We start from the raw sequence: 14,073 nt of genomic DNA, 5'->3' as shown, positions 1-14,073 counted from the left end.
TTCGTTGTCCAAGAAACGGGAGGCAGTTCATTTCTCAGCGGGGGCTTTTCGTGAACAGAAACGCTGCGGCTTTTGGTGCTGCAGCTTGCTTCTCCCACCCACCCTCACGACCGACAGGTGGGAGAAATCTTTGGGTACGCCCCGAGCCTGTTGGACGCTAGGGTAGACGAGCTAGAGGCGTACCTGGGAGGCACGCACGCCGGTACGGATACCGGCAGCCTCCATGCGAGTGGACTCGTAGCTCACCGCGCGCAAGCCGGAAGAGGCGGCGATTGCCTGAGTCTTTTCTCGCGTATTTTCCTGACGCTGGGTGGGTAGAAAAACCCAGCGGCGCTGGACCGCGAAGCTGATCGGGATCAGAATCAGTTCGGTCAGGATCTTGGCGACCAGCAGGGACGCGCCCAGGCCGGTCAAAGCTTCCATCAGAGCCGCGTTGGCTGCGAGGATACCCACCGCCAGCACGGTGTACCGTACCAGCGAGGAGGATGCCGAGGGGCGTGCGCCTCCGTCGTGCATGAGCATTCGGTTGACGGTGAAGTTCGTCAGCGCCGAGATGATGCGGGCACCGACCACGGCTGCCAGTAGCGGAGCGCCCATGCCCACCAGGACGAAGAGGGCGATAGCATCCACGAGGAAGCCGGTCAGGAAAGACGATGCCAGGAAGGCAAGCAGCGGTGCATAAATGAGCGCCGAGTCCTGCAGAGGCCTAAAGTGGCTGGTCGGGTTGCCGGGCTCGTAGACCTTCACGATGGTTACCTGCACCAGTTCCACGTCTGCGCGGGTTGCGCGTAGCAGCATGGAGAACTCGTACTCGTACTTATCGCCGGGAATCTGCAGTAGCCAGTCCAGGATCTGCGGGGTGAAGCCGCGCAGACCGGTCTGGGTGTCTGCCACGCGGGCTCCGGTCGCCAAGGCGAAGAAGCCTACGGTTGCGCTGTTGCCAATCTTGGAGCGCAGCGGCACCTTGGTGCCTTCTTCGCCGGCGTTCGGGTCGGGCTTGGTACGCACGCCGAGGATGATGCTCCGCTGACCTGCCGCTGCGGCGGTTTCGGTGCGCACACCCACTCGGAAGATGTCCCGAGGTAGGTGCTGGCCGTCCGCGTCGGCGGTGACGATGACCTCGCCGGGGCGGTTTGCTTTCGCCCAGGCGATGCCGGTGCGCAGTGCCGCACCCTTGCCTTTGTTGGCGGGGTGGGTCTGCACGGTCACGCCGTCGATGCGCAGTTCGGTAAAGATGGGTGCGTAGGCGCTGCCGGATCCGTCGTCAATCACGAGGATTTCGGCGGCAGGGTCCTGTTTGCGCAGGGCCCGGGCAAGGCGGACCAGTGATTGGTCCGGCTTATAGGCAGGTATCAGGATAATCACGATGCGCTCCCTGCAATGTAGAGGATGTCGCTGGTGCCACGTTCCTTGGTGCCACCCTGCGGGCGGTTGACCAGCTTGTTGTTGAAGACCATGGCGGAGGAGCCACCACCGTCCAGGTTGTAGGCGCTCACGCAGCCGAGGTCCTTGAACATCTGGGCGAACTCGGGCATGGTCACGCCGCGCGAGTAGTTGGTGGAGCGGCCGTCGACCACGATGAAGACCAGGTGGTTGGTGCCGAGCACGCCCACACCGGTTCGCGGCTGGTAGCCCTGGATGGAGTGGTTACCGAAGTTGGTGTCCACTTCGACGCTGTCGATGCCGTCGACGATTGCGGAGTCCTTGACCAGTGCGGGGCCGAAGGAGAGGGTGTTCCACACGCCCTCGTTGACGAGGGTCTGGGCGTTGGTTGCGGTTTCGTCGTAGAGCTTGACGGAGCCGTCGCGGTAGAAGGCGAGGCCTTCACGTGCACCGGAGTCACGGTAGACAACACCGTTTCGGATCACGATGCCGGTGGTACGGAAGCCGTAATAGTCGCCGTTGATTGCCCAGATGCCGTTGTGTTCGGAGGCAATGTTCGAGGGGGTGTCGATGATGTTCTGGCCGAACTTGTTGTTGGCGAAGGCGCTTCGCAGCAGGGTTGCGTTGTCGAGCTTGATGTCTGCTACGAAGGAGACGACCGCGTCCGAGCCGCTGCCGGTGGTGTTGGAGGTGATGGTGATCGAGCCTTCGTTAGCGGTGAGGCTCTGGCCGTTGACCTTCACGCCGGTCAGTTCGGTGGGATCTGCGGTGGCGGAGCCGGAGGCGCTTGCGTTTGCCTGAGCTGCTGCCGCCTCGTAGGCGGTGGTGTCTTCGATTTCGGTGTGCTCTGCCAGGTAGCGGTTGTATGCCCAGCCTGCACCGCCGCCGACTACTGCGAGTGCGCCGAGGCCGCCGCCGATGAAAATTCGACGGGTGAGCTTCTTCTTGGCTAGCTTCTGCTCTGCAACGGTTTGCGCTGCGCTAGCTTGTTCTGCTGCGGTCTGGGTGGTCTGGTCAATATTCTGAGTCATGTTCTGTTCGTTGTTCATGTCTCTAGAATGCCGGGCTATTCTCTGTGCCAGGCATGACTAAGCTGTGCAGAAGCTATGTATACTTATTCATTTCAAACTTTTTTATTACTGCCTATGCTTTATTACCAGATGGCGCTATGCATATCTATGTATAAACATGTGTATTGGCTTTGTGTTCCGCATAGTCAAGAACCCCCGCGGGCAACCTGTCCTCGCGCACACGCCTGAGAGTGCATCCTCAAAAACTGCGGGCACGAAAAAACCGGCTGAGTACCCCGTGCGGGGCCTCAAGCCGGTTCATCATCTATGAAATACGCTCGGTCGATATGCACCGAATCATTCCGCGTATTCTTTATGCCTCATCCTCGTAGGACGCGTACTTTTCTGCGTATGCCGAGTAGTCGTCCTCGTCGTCATAGCGACGGCGGGACGAATCGGAGGACTTCGTTTTCTTCGCGCTGCTGAGCTCGCGCTCGAGTGCGCTGTAGTCGGTCTCGGGGCTGAAGTACTTCATCTCCCGAGCCTGCCTAGTTGCTTTAGCCTTCTGACGGCCGCGCCCCATGGCGTGACCCCCTCTTTCATCCTGTCCGAGGCGAACAGCACGCGCGGCGCATCGCTCTCGGATCGTTCAACAGTCTTTACTACACTATAGAGTACCCTGTTTCAGCCCTGAATGTCTCGCTCAACGGCACCTATTTTGCGTATCAGAGCACTTCTTCGCACCGGAACAACCGTTTTATTTTGCACCCGCAGCTTTTTTACCCCAGACGCCACACACCCTATATAACACGTAGCCCCGCACCGGATATATCACTATATCCGATGCGGGGCGAGTGTCTCTGCCTCCGGCTCACTCACAAGACCGGATTCAGAGAGGGTACCGTGCAGGTCATGACATCCCGCACGGGGTCTAGGGAGGGCACCCCCGCTTAGCTTGCGGTAAAGGAGCCCAGCGAGGTGGCGTTAGAAGCCAGGGTAGTGCTGGAGGCATCCACGCTATCGGTGGTGGTGTACACGGTGTAGCTCTGACCCTTGGTGATCTTGGAGCTGGAGACCAGGATCAGTGTGGTGCTGGAGTTAGCCACCTTGTAGTTCGCCACCACGGTACCGGAGGAGTCGGTCACCTGTACGGTGGTGCCTGCGCTCAGGTTCGATACGTTGCTGATCTTCACGTAGCCGCTGGTGGAGTTGGTCGCGGGCGCCTCGAACATGTCACCGGAGTTACCCGCGGCCACGGTCGTGCCGTTGAGCAGCAGGTTGCCGTTGGTGTCCAGGGATGCGTTACCGCCGGTGAAGGGACCGTTCACGATCAGCGTGCCACCGGAGAGGGTTGCCGTACCGTTGGAGTCGATGCCGTCGCCGTTCGCGTTCACGGTGACGGTACCGCCGGAGATGTTGATGGTTGCGTCGACCACCTCGAAGGTGCTGCCGCCACCGCCCATGCCGCCACCTGCGCCACCGCCAGCCGGGGGCTGGCCCATGGTACCGGAGGGTGCCTGACCGCCTGCCGGAGCCTGACCTGCGCTACCGCTGGGCGCCTGGGGTGCAGAGTTCTGGCCATTCTGCGCGCTCTGCTTAGTCGAGGTTGCAGTAGTCGGCTCAGTGCTGGTCGAGGTGGTGCTGTACGAGGCGTTGATACCGTCATCCGAGCTGGTCACGTTCACGGTGCCGTCCAGAATGTTGATGTACTGCGCCTCAATACCCTCGTTCGCCTTGGTAATGTTCAGGGTACCGCCGGAGATTTCAAGCACGCGCTCAGCCTTGAAACCGTCATCACCTGCAGAGATGTTCACGGTACCGCCACTCAGGCGTACCCAGCCGCGGTTGCCGTCGGTGTCGTTAGTTGCCTTGATACCGTCCTTGGTTGCGGTCACGGTGATGGTGCCGTCCAGGATATCGACGTAGTCCTTACCCTTGATGCCGGTGTTTGCCGCGTTCACTTCCAGGGTACCGGAGGCAATGACCAGGCCGTCAGAGGTGTGGATACCCTCTTCGTACTTACCTTCAACCTTCAGGGTGCCTTCGCCCGCCAGGGTCAGGTCACTCTTGGAGTAGATAGCTGCGTCGGGGCTGCCGCTGGCGGTATCCGAGTAGGAGGAGCCGTCAGAGACGGTGTTGGTGGTACCCGATGCGGTGTAGATGACGACCTCGTCCGCCTCAACAACGTTGATAGCTGCACCGGTGGAGTTGGTGATTGTCGCGTTGTTCAGGATCAGGCGGACCATGTCACTGTCGGCTGCATCAACCTTAATCTGGCCATCGTAGGTGCCGGTGAGCTTGTAGTTGCCCGCCTTGGTGATGGTGATGACGCCGTCGCTGACGGTCACACCGTCGGTCGCGGTCGGGTTAGAAAGATCGATAGTAACTTCGCTGGAGGAATCCCAGGTCAGATCCTTCGCGGAGTAGTGGGTGTCCTCGGCGAGCTTCGCTCCGCTCTTCACGTCGGTGGAGAAGGAGTCTGCCACCTTCGACGTGGTGCCCGAAGTGCTCGAAGCGGAGGTACTGATTGCACTCGAAGCGCTGGCATTCGATGCCGAGGTTGCCGAGCAGCCGGTCAACGCCAGGGCTGCCAGGAGGGTAATGGAGGTTGCGCTCTTAATCATATTGCTCTTTTTCACGGGTTTTCCTTTGTGTTTGGGTGACCACTCGCGTAGAGCCAGCGCCACAGGGGTAAGACGTATGTGAAATGTGAATATGTGTGAGAGCGGTTATTGCCTGTGTGGGGCGAATAAGGCCGATGTTGTGCTTGGTTCGGGGGTATAGGTTAGGGGGCTGGGGACGCGGGTAAGGTAGGTGCGCTACCCTACCCGCGCATCCAGATTGTTGTTATAGCCAGATTGCCGTTTTAGGCGGCTGCGAAACGCTCGGTCAGCAGCTTCTGGTAGTCCTCTTCGGTCATGTCATCCACGTTCAGGCGGGTGCCATTGACCGGTTCCAGGTGCATCCAGTTCTTCAGGGTTTCTTCCCACTTGTTGCTTGCCAGCTGCGGGTTCAACGCCGCCATACCGGTTGCAAACTTGGAAATCTTCGCGGGGGTGATGCCCGCATCCCAGAGGTGCTGATCTGCCACGGAAGGCTCCACGCCGGACTTGGTTTCGATGATGACCGCGTTCGGCAGGCCGTAGGTGGTGCCAACCAGGTTGCCGTGGAAGTTACGGTAGTTCACGCCCGCCATGAGGATGTTCTCGGACAGAGGGGTCCAGGTCAGGGCGTTATCTACGGTCATACGGGAGGCGACCGGGTTCTTCTCGCTCTGCGGCAGGAAGACCGTGGTACGGCGGTAGCCGGTGGTCAGAACCGCCTCCAGCTTGTGCACGGGGCCGGCGAGAATATCGCCGAGTGCTGCGGTGATGTACTCGTGGCCTTCCACGGTAAGCGTATCGCGGTTCTCGAAGGTGTACGGGATACGCTTCTTGACGGTCATATCCTGCTCACCGTCGGTCTTGACCTCCAGGAAGGTCAGCTCCGAGTCCAGGTAGCTACGGGTACGAATCTTGAAGGTGTCATCGCGGCTGTAGGCTGCCGAGTGGTAGCTCTGCATCTGCGGGGTGTCGAAGTAGACCGAGTCGTAGGCGAAGTCGCGCTGGCCATCGATTTCCATGACGGAGGCATCTGCGCCGAGCGTGGAGAGTACCTTGGCGGCCGTTTCTGCGTCGACAATGTACTTGCGGTCCACGCGGGTCTGCATGGCTGCCTTCTCGTTCATGGCTTCGAGGCTGATGCTCTTCCACTCTGCGGGGATGATGTTTGCGGCTGCGTTAGTCATGGGTCTTCGTCCTTCTGGGGCGCCGTCCCTGCGTGCTGTGCGCTGGGGGCGGCGTGTCGTGGGTATCGGAGATGTTTGTGCAGTTAGAGTGAATCGGAGGCTTTTATACCGGCTGGTCTTACTTGCCTACCGGGGTGCGCTGGAGCGGAACCATCCGGGTGTCCAGGGTGGTGTGCGCCTCGGCGGTGGGAACCTGAGGTGCTGCCGGGTAGGCCGCAGGAGCCTGCGATGCTACCGTCTGAGCGGCTACAGGCTGAGCCGCAATCGGTGCTGCGTTAGCCGGTGCTGTCTCCACTGCCGCGGGGGTGCCGCCCTCGGTGGTTTCCTTGGGTTGGTAGGTGACGGTGGCGCGGGTCAGGTTGTTCACCATGTCCAGCTCGGTGATCTTCGCCGAGGTGACGGTGTAACCCAGGCGAGCACTCAGGTATGCCTTGAGCTCTTCCTCGTCGCTGATCGCACGATCGGCGGTGACGGCCTGAGTCTGATCGGTAGAGACCGGGGTGCTGCGCGAGTCGAGAATCGCGATCAGGGCGACCAGGGTAGCCATGAGGCCGAAGGCGATGTACGCCGGGCTAATGTTCACACCTGCGATCATGCCGACCGAGAGGGCTACGAAGTAGTAACCCACCTCGCGCTGGCTCAGGGCGGTGGAACGCAATCGGATAATCGACAGGACACCGAAGAGGCCCATACCCATAGCGGATGCGTTCGATCCGGCGGATACCAGCGCCACCGAGACGGTGAAGATGCCGGCGTTGATGACCGCGTAGGAAATCATCAGTTCGCGGTTGCGGTGCCGCACCATGTAGAGGGTGCAGAGAGCTGCGATGGCTATGGCATCGGCAATCGCCATGGTCAGAATAGTCATTGGGTGCTCCAGGTATCGTGTCGTGATGTTCGCGGTGCTCTTTGCTGTCTGTTCTTCAGCTTCGGGCTGTGCGTTCTTTGTAGTATCTAGATTCCCGTGCAAGCCTGTGTTTACCCTGTGCTCGCCTTAACTTATAGATAAGTGTTATATGTCTCTAATAAATACCCTAATCGTGGCGCTATTCAATCGTAATTTTTCTCTTTTCTCGCGTCCTTGACGGAGCATCCCACAGCTTCAAAAAGCACAAAAAATGGGCTCCCTCCGATATGGAGGGAGCCCATAAAAGCAGCTAAAAACTTAGCGACTAGGCGTTATTATGCCTTCTTGCGCATACGGGTTGCCACGATGGTCGCGCCACCAGCACCCAGAGCAATCAGACCCAGACCAGCAGCGGTCATCGCGTCGGATGCACCGGTCTTAGCCAGGGAAGAAGAGCTCTTGGAGGATGCGTTCGAAGAACCGGAGCCCAGGTTGTCATTCGAGCCGGAGCTCAGCGAAACGCTGTCAGACTTGTTGGAGTTCTCGTAGTTCGGCTGCTCTTCGCAACCTTCATCGTCACCGTCAGCGTCGAACTTATCGCGGAAGTCCGGGTCACCCCTATGAATAGAGGTGCCGCGGTCTGCCCACACGTCAGCACAGTTCTGGTACTTGTAGGTCTTCTCGTCCTTTGCGGAGGAGTCGGAAGCCTGGTCAGACTTCTGGTCTTCAGACTTCTGCTCTTCGGCAGGCTTGGTTTCCTTAGCGTCCTCAACTGCGGGTGCGGAGGTCTCTTCAGCAGGCTTGGGAGCCTCGGTGGTCGGCTCAGCAGTTGCTTCCTTGGAGGGCTCGGGAGTGGGATCCTGGGTGGGTTCCGGAGTCGGGTCCTGAGAAGGAGCGGGGGTCGGGTCCTCCGAAGGAGCCGGTGCGGGCTGCTCTGCAACCTTAATGGTCACGGTAGCTGCCTTACCGCCGCGGGGAACGTCGCCGTCCTTCAGGGAGCCGGACAGCAGGTAAATGTCAACGGAAACGCTGCCGTGCAGCTCTTCCTGCCAGGGGATGGTGGCGGAGAAGTTACCATCGCTATCAGCGTGGATTTCCAGGTAGTCCTGGCCGTTAATCTTAACGGCGCCCTTGTTCAGCTTCAGAGCCAGAACGGAGCCGGAGGTGCCGTCAGCGGTCTTGAAGCCCTCGCCACCAATGTTCAGGCCCTGACCCTCATACCAGGTGTCGGGGGCAATGAACTGTGCAGAGTCTGCGTAGGTGTAGACAGTCTGAGGCGCGCCTTCAACAGCGAAGGTTGCGGGAACGGAAGTAGCAATGAGGCCACAGCCAATCAGAGCGGTGGCACCGATGCGTGCGATGTTGTTTCGAATGTTCATGCCCCCCATTCTAACGAGCGAAGCTTGGGATACCGGCTCCCAAGACGCCAATTTGCCATGACCTGACTCACAAACCGGGGTTTTCTTGAAGGTTTATTGAAGGCATGGTTGAACCATAGAGACCTTTTGCACCGCCGTGCACCCCTAAAGTCTCAATTGAGACTTGAAGAAACCAGCAAGTACATGCGCCATCCCACCGACACAACACGCCAACAAAAACCACCCCGTTAAACGCAAGAATCCCCTCCGCCGAACATTCAAAAGCGTTCAGGAGAGGGGACTCTCACGCACCGCACCGGGCGGTGACGATAGTTTTAGGAGTTCTTGCGGTTACGCACAGCGGTCACGCCAGCAACGCCCAGACCCAGAGCTACCAGGCCCAGGCCAGCCATGGTGAAGGCGTTGGAAGCACCGGTGTTAGCCAGGGAGGAGCGCTGAGCGCGGCTCGAAGTGGAATTGCTCGAAGAGGAGGAACCGCTACCCAGGTTGTCCAGGCCGCCAGAGTTGCGGGAAGAAGAACCCGAGGAACCGTTGGAAGAGGAACCGTCCGTCACCTCGCTGTTGATAACCTCGCAGCCCAGGCCGTTACCATCGTTGTCGAACTTCTTACGGAAGTCCGGGTGGCTTTCGTGAATGGGCGCCAGGCCAGCAGCCGCAACCTCTGCGCAGTTCGCGAAGCGGGTGCTCTCAGCCGAAGCGGTCACCTGCTCGGTAGCGGAGGTGGAATCACCCAGCTGATCCTTCGCTTCGTTCGCTACAGGTGCGTTCTGCTCAGTAGTGGCCGAAGCGGAAGCCGATGCGGAAGCAGAAGCCGAAGCAGAGGGGGTTGCAACCACAGAAGCGGAAGCCGACGCGGTAGCCGAGGGGCTCACCGAAGCGGTAGCGGACGCCTTCTCATCGGCGCGGTCCTTGATCTTTGCATCCACGGAGGCAACAACCTCATCAGCGGCGGTAGCCGAAGCCGAAGGAGTCGCAGATGCGGAGGGCGCAACAGAAGCGGAGGGGGTAGCCACCACGGAAGCCGAAGCAGAAGCGGTTGCCGAAGGGCTCACCGAAGCGGTAGCGGAGGGGGTTGCTTCCTGAACGGAACGAGCCTCAATCTTCACGGTCGCAGCCTTGCCGCCGCGAGCGGTGTCGTTGTCCTTCAGGGAGCCGGAGAGCAGGTAGACGTCCACGGAGATACGCTCATCCAGGTCGTTCTGCCAGGGAATGGAAACGGAGAAGTTGCCCTTCTCGTCAGCCTGAACTTCCAGGTAGTCCTTGCCGTCAATCTTGACGGAGCCCTTGTTCAGCTTGATAGCGATGACGGAGCCGGAGGTGCCGTCCTGAGTCAGGAAGCCTTCGCCGGTAATCTTCAGGGTTTCGCCCTTGTACCAGACCTCAGAGATGTGGGAAGTCGCCTTGTCGGAGTAGACGTGGGTGACGGACTCTTCACCGTTCTGAGCGAACGTTGCGGGGATTGCGGTGACCGCCAGACCGCAGCCGATCAGGGCGGTGGCACCGAAGCGAGTGATAGTGTGTCGAATGTCCATCCCATCATTTTATCCCCGCGCTCTGGGTGTATCCGCCTGTCCAGGGGCTATTTGCAATGACTTGCAACACAAAATAGCACTTTCGTGCAGTTAACGACGGGCCAGCTATAGGTCAGTGCACGCGCGGCAAAATTCGCTAGAGAAACAGCATTCACTGGAAAACAGCGCAGCCTAGACCTCTGCAACGACTCCAGCAACCTTAAACGTCAACGGCGTCGAGCATGAGTTCCAGCGCCTCACCCACGCCGGTGCGCCACAGGTAGGTAGCCTTCGCATCCGCACGACCGGGGCCGCCATTGATGACAGCGACCGGCTTGCCGGCACGCAGAGCCTCCAACACAATCTTGTAGCTACTCATAACCGCCACCGAGGAGCCCACCACCAGCAGCGCCGAACATTCAGCGAGCATGGCGTCCTTGAGCGCCTTACGTTCGGCGGGCACGGACTCACCAAAGTACACCACATCCGGCTTGAGGCGGGTCGAACCGCAGGCGATGCAGGGCACCATCTGAAAATCGCGGATATAGCGTTCGTCCAGCTCCACGTCACCGTCAGGGTTCACGCGCAGCTCTTCGTTATCAAGGCGCGCCAGGTAGCCGGGGTTCGCCGCGTCCAGGCGCGCATCCAGGCTTTCGCGGCCCTCATCCTGCCCGCAGTCCAGGCAGACGATGCGCGACAGGTCGCCGTGCAGCGCCAGCAGACGGGAGCTTCCAGCACGGGCGTGCAGCCCATCCACGTTCTGCGTAATCACGCCGCTCACGGCACCCAGCTGCTCCAGCTCGGCGAGCGCATAGTGGGCGCGGTTCGGTTCGGCGCGGCGCATGCGGCGCCAACCCACGTAGGAGCGCGCCCAGTAGCGTTGGCGGGCGGCGTCATCGTAGCGGAATTCCTGGTAGGTCATGGGGCGGTGGTCGTGCAGGGAGCCGCCGGGTCCGCGGTAATCGGGGATGCCGGATTCGGTGCTCACTCCCGCGCCGGTGAGCACGAGAACCTTACCCGCTTTGAGTAGCTTGGCAATACCCGCGGAGGCGTATTCTTCGTCGTGCGGGGTGGCGTTCTCAGAGACAACGCGCTGAATCGAGCGGATTGCGGCACGGTGCACGGAGGCGATTTCTTCGCGCTGCTCACCGGCGGCGGCGAAGTTCTGGTGGTCAGTCCAGCGGTCCATTCTTCTCCTCAATGCTCTGTGTATTAGTGCGGTTCTAGTGCGTTAAACGGCTGTGGGGTACCCCTTTTGAGGGTACCCCACAGCCTATTTCTTATGGTTTCGAATGTGCAAACTCAGCCACAGGCTAAGTCCGCCCAGCCAACCGGTTGAGCTTAGTTCTCAGCCTTCTGCTCACGCTCGGAGGTCACCGACAGGCCGTCGCTGGCAACGTCCGGGTTCACGTCCACGGTCACGGTGTCGCCGTCGTGGATTGCGCCGGAGAGGATGCCGCGAGCCAGGCGGTCGCCAATCTCACGCTGAACCAGGCGGCGCAGCGGGCGGGCACCGAATGCCGGGTCGTAGCCGGTCTTACCCAGCCACTCGAGGGCTGCCTCGGTCACGTTCAGGGTGAGGCGGCGGTCCTCCAGACGCTTAGCCATGCTCTTGATCTGCAGGCCCACGATCTGGCCCAGGTTCTCAGCCGACAGGGGCTGGAACATGATGATGTCGTCCAGTCGGTTGAGGAACTCGGGGCGGAATGCCTGGTGAACAACCTCCAGCGCCTTCTCGGATCGCTCCTCGAAGGGCAAATCCTGGTTGACCAGGTACTGCGAACCGAGGTTCGAGGTCAGGATCAGGATGACGTTGCGGAAGTCCACGGTGCGGCCCTGGCCGTCGGTCAGGCGGCCGTCATCGAGTACCTGCAGCAGGATGTCGAAGACCTCGGGGTGTGCCTTCTCGACCTCGTCGAGCAGGACCACCGAGTAGGGGCGACGGCGTACAGCCTCGGTCAGCTGACCGCCCTCTTCGTGGCCAACGTATCCGGGAGGGGCACCGACCAGGCGGGACACGGTGTGCTTCTCGGAGTACTCGCTCATGTCGATGCGTACCAGGGCACGCTCGTCATCGAACTGGAACTCAGCCAGTGCCTTAGCCAGCTCGGTCTTACCGACACCGGTCGGGCCCAGGAACAGGAAGGAACCAATCGGGCGGTTCGGGTCGGAGATGCCGGCGCGGGCGCGGCGCACAGCGTCAGAGACAGCGACTACTGCGGCTTCCTGGCCAATGAGGCGGGCACCGATGCGCTTCTCCATTTCGAGCAGCTTCTCGGATTCACCCTGCATCATGCGGCCTGCGGGAATACCGGTCCAGGAGGAAATCACCTCGGCAATATCGTCCGCGGTGACCTCTTCGGAGACCATGGACTCGTTCTTGGCGGTGTCCTCGGCGCGCTGTGCTTCTTCCAGCTCAGCCTGCTTTGCGGGAATCTCGCCGTAGAGCAGGCGGGATGCCTCAGCGAGGTTACCCTCGCGCTGTGCAACCTCTGCGCGGGAACGTAGCTCGTCAATCTGGGTCTTGATGTCACCCACACGGTTCAGGCTAGCCTTCTCGGCCTCCCAACGAGCGTTGAGGGCGTCGAGCTGTTCCTTCTTGTCAGCCATGTCCTTGCGCAACGCTTCCAGACGCTCCACGGATGCGGGATCGGTCTCGTCGGCAAGTGCCAGTTCCTCCATGGTGAGGCGGTCCACGGCGCGGCGCAGCTGGTCGATTTCCTCCGGTGCGGAGTCAATTTCCATGCGCAGGCGGGATGCTGCCTCGTCAATCAGGTCAATTGCCTTGTCAGGCAGCTGACGGGAGGGAATGTAACGGTTGGACAGGGTTGCTGCGGCAACCAGCGCGGAGTCAGCGATCTGCACCTTGTGGTGTGCCTCGTAGCGTTCCTTCAAGCCACGCAGAATACCGATGGTGTCATCTACGCTGGGCTCGCCCACGTACACCTGCTGGAAGCGGCGCTCCAGTGCGGGGTCCTTCTCGATGTTCTCGCGGTACTCGTCCAGGGTGGTTGCACCGATCAGGCGCAGCTCACCACGGGCAAGCATGGGCTTGAGCATGTTGCCTGCGTCCATGGAGCCTTCGGATGCGCCGGCACCGACGACGGTGTGAATCTCATCGATGAAGGTCACGATCTGACCTTCGGACTTCTTGATTTCCTCGAGGACTGCCTTCAGGCGCTCCTCGAACTCACCGCGGTACTTTGCGCCTGCGACCATGGAGCCCAGGTCCAGGCTGATGAGGGTCTTGCCGCGCAGGGATTCGGGCACGTCGCCAGAAACCATGCGCTGTGCCAGGCCTTCCACGACGGCGGTCTTACCGACGCCGGGCTCACCAATCAGGACGGGGTTGTTCTTGGTTCGGCGGGAAAGCACCTGCACGACGCGGCGAATCTCAGAGTCACGGCCGATGACCGGGTCGAGCTTGCCCGCGCGGGCAATGGCGGTCAGGTCGGTGCCGTACTTTTCGAGCGCCTGGAAGGTGCCTTCGGGGTCGGGGGTGTCCACGGTGCGGTCTCCTCGGACGTTGGGGATGGTCTGTGCGATGAGCTCTGCGGTAGCGCCGAGCTTGTGCATTGCTTCAGCGGTGCTATCGGTTCCGCTGGCAATGCCGAGCAGAATCATTTCGGTAGAAACGTAGGTATCTCCGAAGCCCTGGGCACGGGTCTGTGCCGCCTGCAGAGCAGAGAGCGCTGCACGGCTAAGGGAAGCATTCTGCACGGAGGCACCGGATGCCTTCGGCAGCTTCTTGATTTCAGCGGATGCCGCCTCGGAGATAGCGTCCACATCCAGGCCTGCAGCCTTGAGGACTGCTACGGCGACGCCTTCGCGCTGGTCCATGAGGGCCTTGAGGATGTGCGCGGTTTCAATAGTGGGGTTACCGGCGGTTTGAGCATTAGTATTTGCCGCCGAGATAACTTCTTGACTCTTGGTCGTGAACTTGTTGTCCATGATGTTCCTTTCGCATTTCGAGGGGCTTATCCTATGCGCCCCTGCATTACATAACTTGAGTCTACTCCACTCAATTATGTTTCGCAAGCCTCCTGCAAAAAAATTTTCATATTTTTCACCCCACCTCACCCCACCTCACACCCCTGACCCCCAAACAAAAGCCCCGGACAAAAGCTGAACTGCCTCCCGTTTCTTGGACAACGAA

Annotated in this window: 10 protein-coding genes; all 10 read right to left on the bottom strand. The window is 60.3% G+C overall.

From position 1 onward, the window contains the following. Nucleotides 1-171: 171 nt before the first annotated feature. Entirely contained in the window at nt 172-1,365 is a 1,194-nt protein-coding gene (locus HMPREF2842_RS00670; protein ID WP_070641860.1) for a bifunctional glycosyltransferase family 2/GtrA family protein, read from the bottom strand. Further along, the gene (locus HMPREF2842_RS00665) at nt 1,362-2,432 is read right to left on the bottom strand and encodes a phosphodiester glycosidase family protein (RefSeq protein ID WP_070641858.1); all 1,071 of its coding nucleotides are present in this window, start codon (nt 2,430-2,432) and stop codon (nt 1,362-1,364) included. The genes HMPREF2842_RS00670 and HMPREF2842_RS00665 overlap by 4 nt, the downstream gene beginning before the upstream one ends. Nucleotides 2,433-2,766: 334 nt before the next feature. After that, nucleotides 2,767-2,976 (bottom strand): DUF3073 domain-containing protein, encoded by a 210-nt coding sequence (locus HMPREF2842_RS00660; RefSeq protein ID WP_005504588.1) that lies wholly within the window; start codon nt 2,974-2,976, stop codon nt 2,767-2,769. 367 nt (nt 2,977-3,343) lie between these two features. Beyond that, nucleotides 3,344-5,032, bottom strand: a complete 1,689-nt coding sequence (locus tag HMPREF2842_RS00655) for a carbohydrate-binding domain-containing protein (RefSeq protein ID WP_070641855.1) — start codon at nt 5,030-5,032, stop codon at nt 3,344-3,346. 227 nt (nt 5,033-5,259) lie between these two features. Then, nucleotides 5,260-6,180: a polyphosphate polymerase domain-containing protein gene (locus HMPREF2842_RS00650; RefSeq protein ID WP_070641853.1), complete on the bottom strand. Its 921-nt coding sequence runs from the start codon at nt 6,178-6,180 to the stop codon at nt 5,260-5,262. A 118-nt stretch (nt 6,181-6,298) separates the two neighbouring features. Next, a complete protein-coding gene (locus tag HMPREF2842_RS00645; protein WP_070634925.1) occupies nt 6,299-7,048 on the bottom strand; it encodes a DUF4956 domain-containing protein in 750 nt (249 codons plus the stop codon). Nucleotides 7,049-7,362: 314 nt separating this feature from the next. Further along, nucleotides 7,363-8,406 (bottom strand): excalibur calcium-binding domain-containing protein, encoded by a 1,044-nt coding sequence (locus HMPREF2842_RS00640; protein WP_070634926.1) that lies wholly within the window; start codon nt 8,404-8,406, stop codon nt 7,363-7,365. A 314-nt stretch (nt 8,407-8,720) separates the two neighbouring features. Next, on the bottom strand, nt 8,721-9,938 hold the full coding sequence (locus HMPREF2842_RS00635; RefSeq protein WP_070634927.1) for an excalibur calcium-binding domain-containing protein: 1,218 nt from the start codon (nt 9,936-9,938) through the stop codon (nt 8,721-8,723). A gap of 199 nt (nt 9,939-10,137) precedes the next feature. Then, entirely contained in the window at nt 10,138-11,106 is a 969-nt protein-coding gene (locus HMPREF2842_RS00630) for a Sir2 family NAD-dependent protein deacetylase (protein WP_070641851.1), read from the bottom strand. Nucleotides 11,107-11,258: 152 nt separating this feature from the next. Then, nucleotides 11,259-13,868, bottom strand: coding sequence for an ATP-dependent chaperone ClpB (clpB, locus tag HMPREF2842_RS00625; protein WP_070614819.1), 2,610 nt, complete (start codon nt 13,866-13,868; stop codon nt 11,259-11,261). Nucleotides 13,869-14,073 lie beyond the last annotated feature (205 nt).

The organism is Rothia sp. HMSC069C10 (assembly GCF_001812205.1).
Classification (GTDB): domain Bacteria; phylum Actinomycetota; class Actinomycetes; order Actinomycetales; family Micrococcaceae; genus Rothia; species Rothia mucilaginosa.
This window is presented reverse-complemented; position numbering and strand designations above follow the sequence as displayed.

What these genes read in the sequence shown, in the direction of transcription:
- HMPREF2842_RS00665 (WP_070641858.1), bottom strand. Translation starts at nt 2,432, where the DNA reads ATGAACAACGAACAGAACATGACTCAGAATATTGACCAGACCACCCAG.
- HMPREF2842_RS00660 (WP_005504588.1), bottom strand. Translation starts at nt 2,976, where the DNA reads ATGGGGCGCGGCCGTCAGAAGGCTAAAGCAACTAGGCAGGCTCGGGAG.
- HMPREF2842_RS00650 (WP_070641853.1), bottom strand. Translation starts at nt 6,180, where the DNA reads ATGACTAACGCAGCCGCAAACATCATCCCCGCAGAGTGGAAGAGCATC.
- HMPREF2842_RS00645 (WP_070634925.1), bottom strand. Translation starts at nt 7,048, where the DNA reads ATGACTATTCTGACCATGGCGATTGCCGATGCCATAGCCATCGCAGCT.
- HMPREF2842_RS00640 (WP_070634926.1), bottom strand. Translation starts at nt 8,406, where the DNA reads ATGAACATTCGAAACAACATCGCACGCATCGGTGCCACCGCTCTGATT.
- HMPREF2842_RS00635 (WP_070634927.1), bottom strand. Translation starts at nt 9,938, where the DNA reads ATGGACATTCGACACACTATCACTCGCTTCGGTGCCACCGCCCTGATC.
- HMPREF2842_RS00630 (WP_070641851.1), bottom strand. Translation starts at nt 11,106, where the DNA reads ATGGACCGCTGGACTGACCACCAGAACTTCGCCGCCGCCGGTGAGCAG.
- clpB (WP_070614819.1), bottom strand. Translation starts at nt 13,868, where the DNA reads ATGGACAACAAGTTCACGACCAAGAGTCAAGAAGTTATCTCGGCGGCA.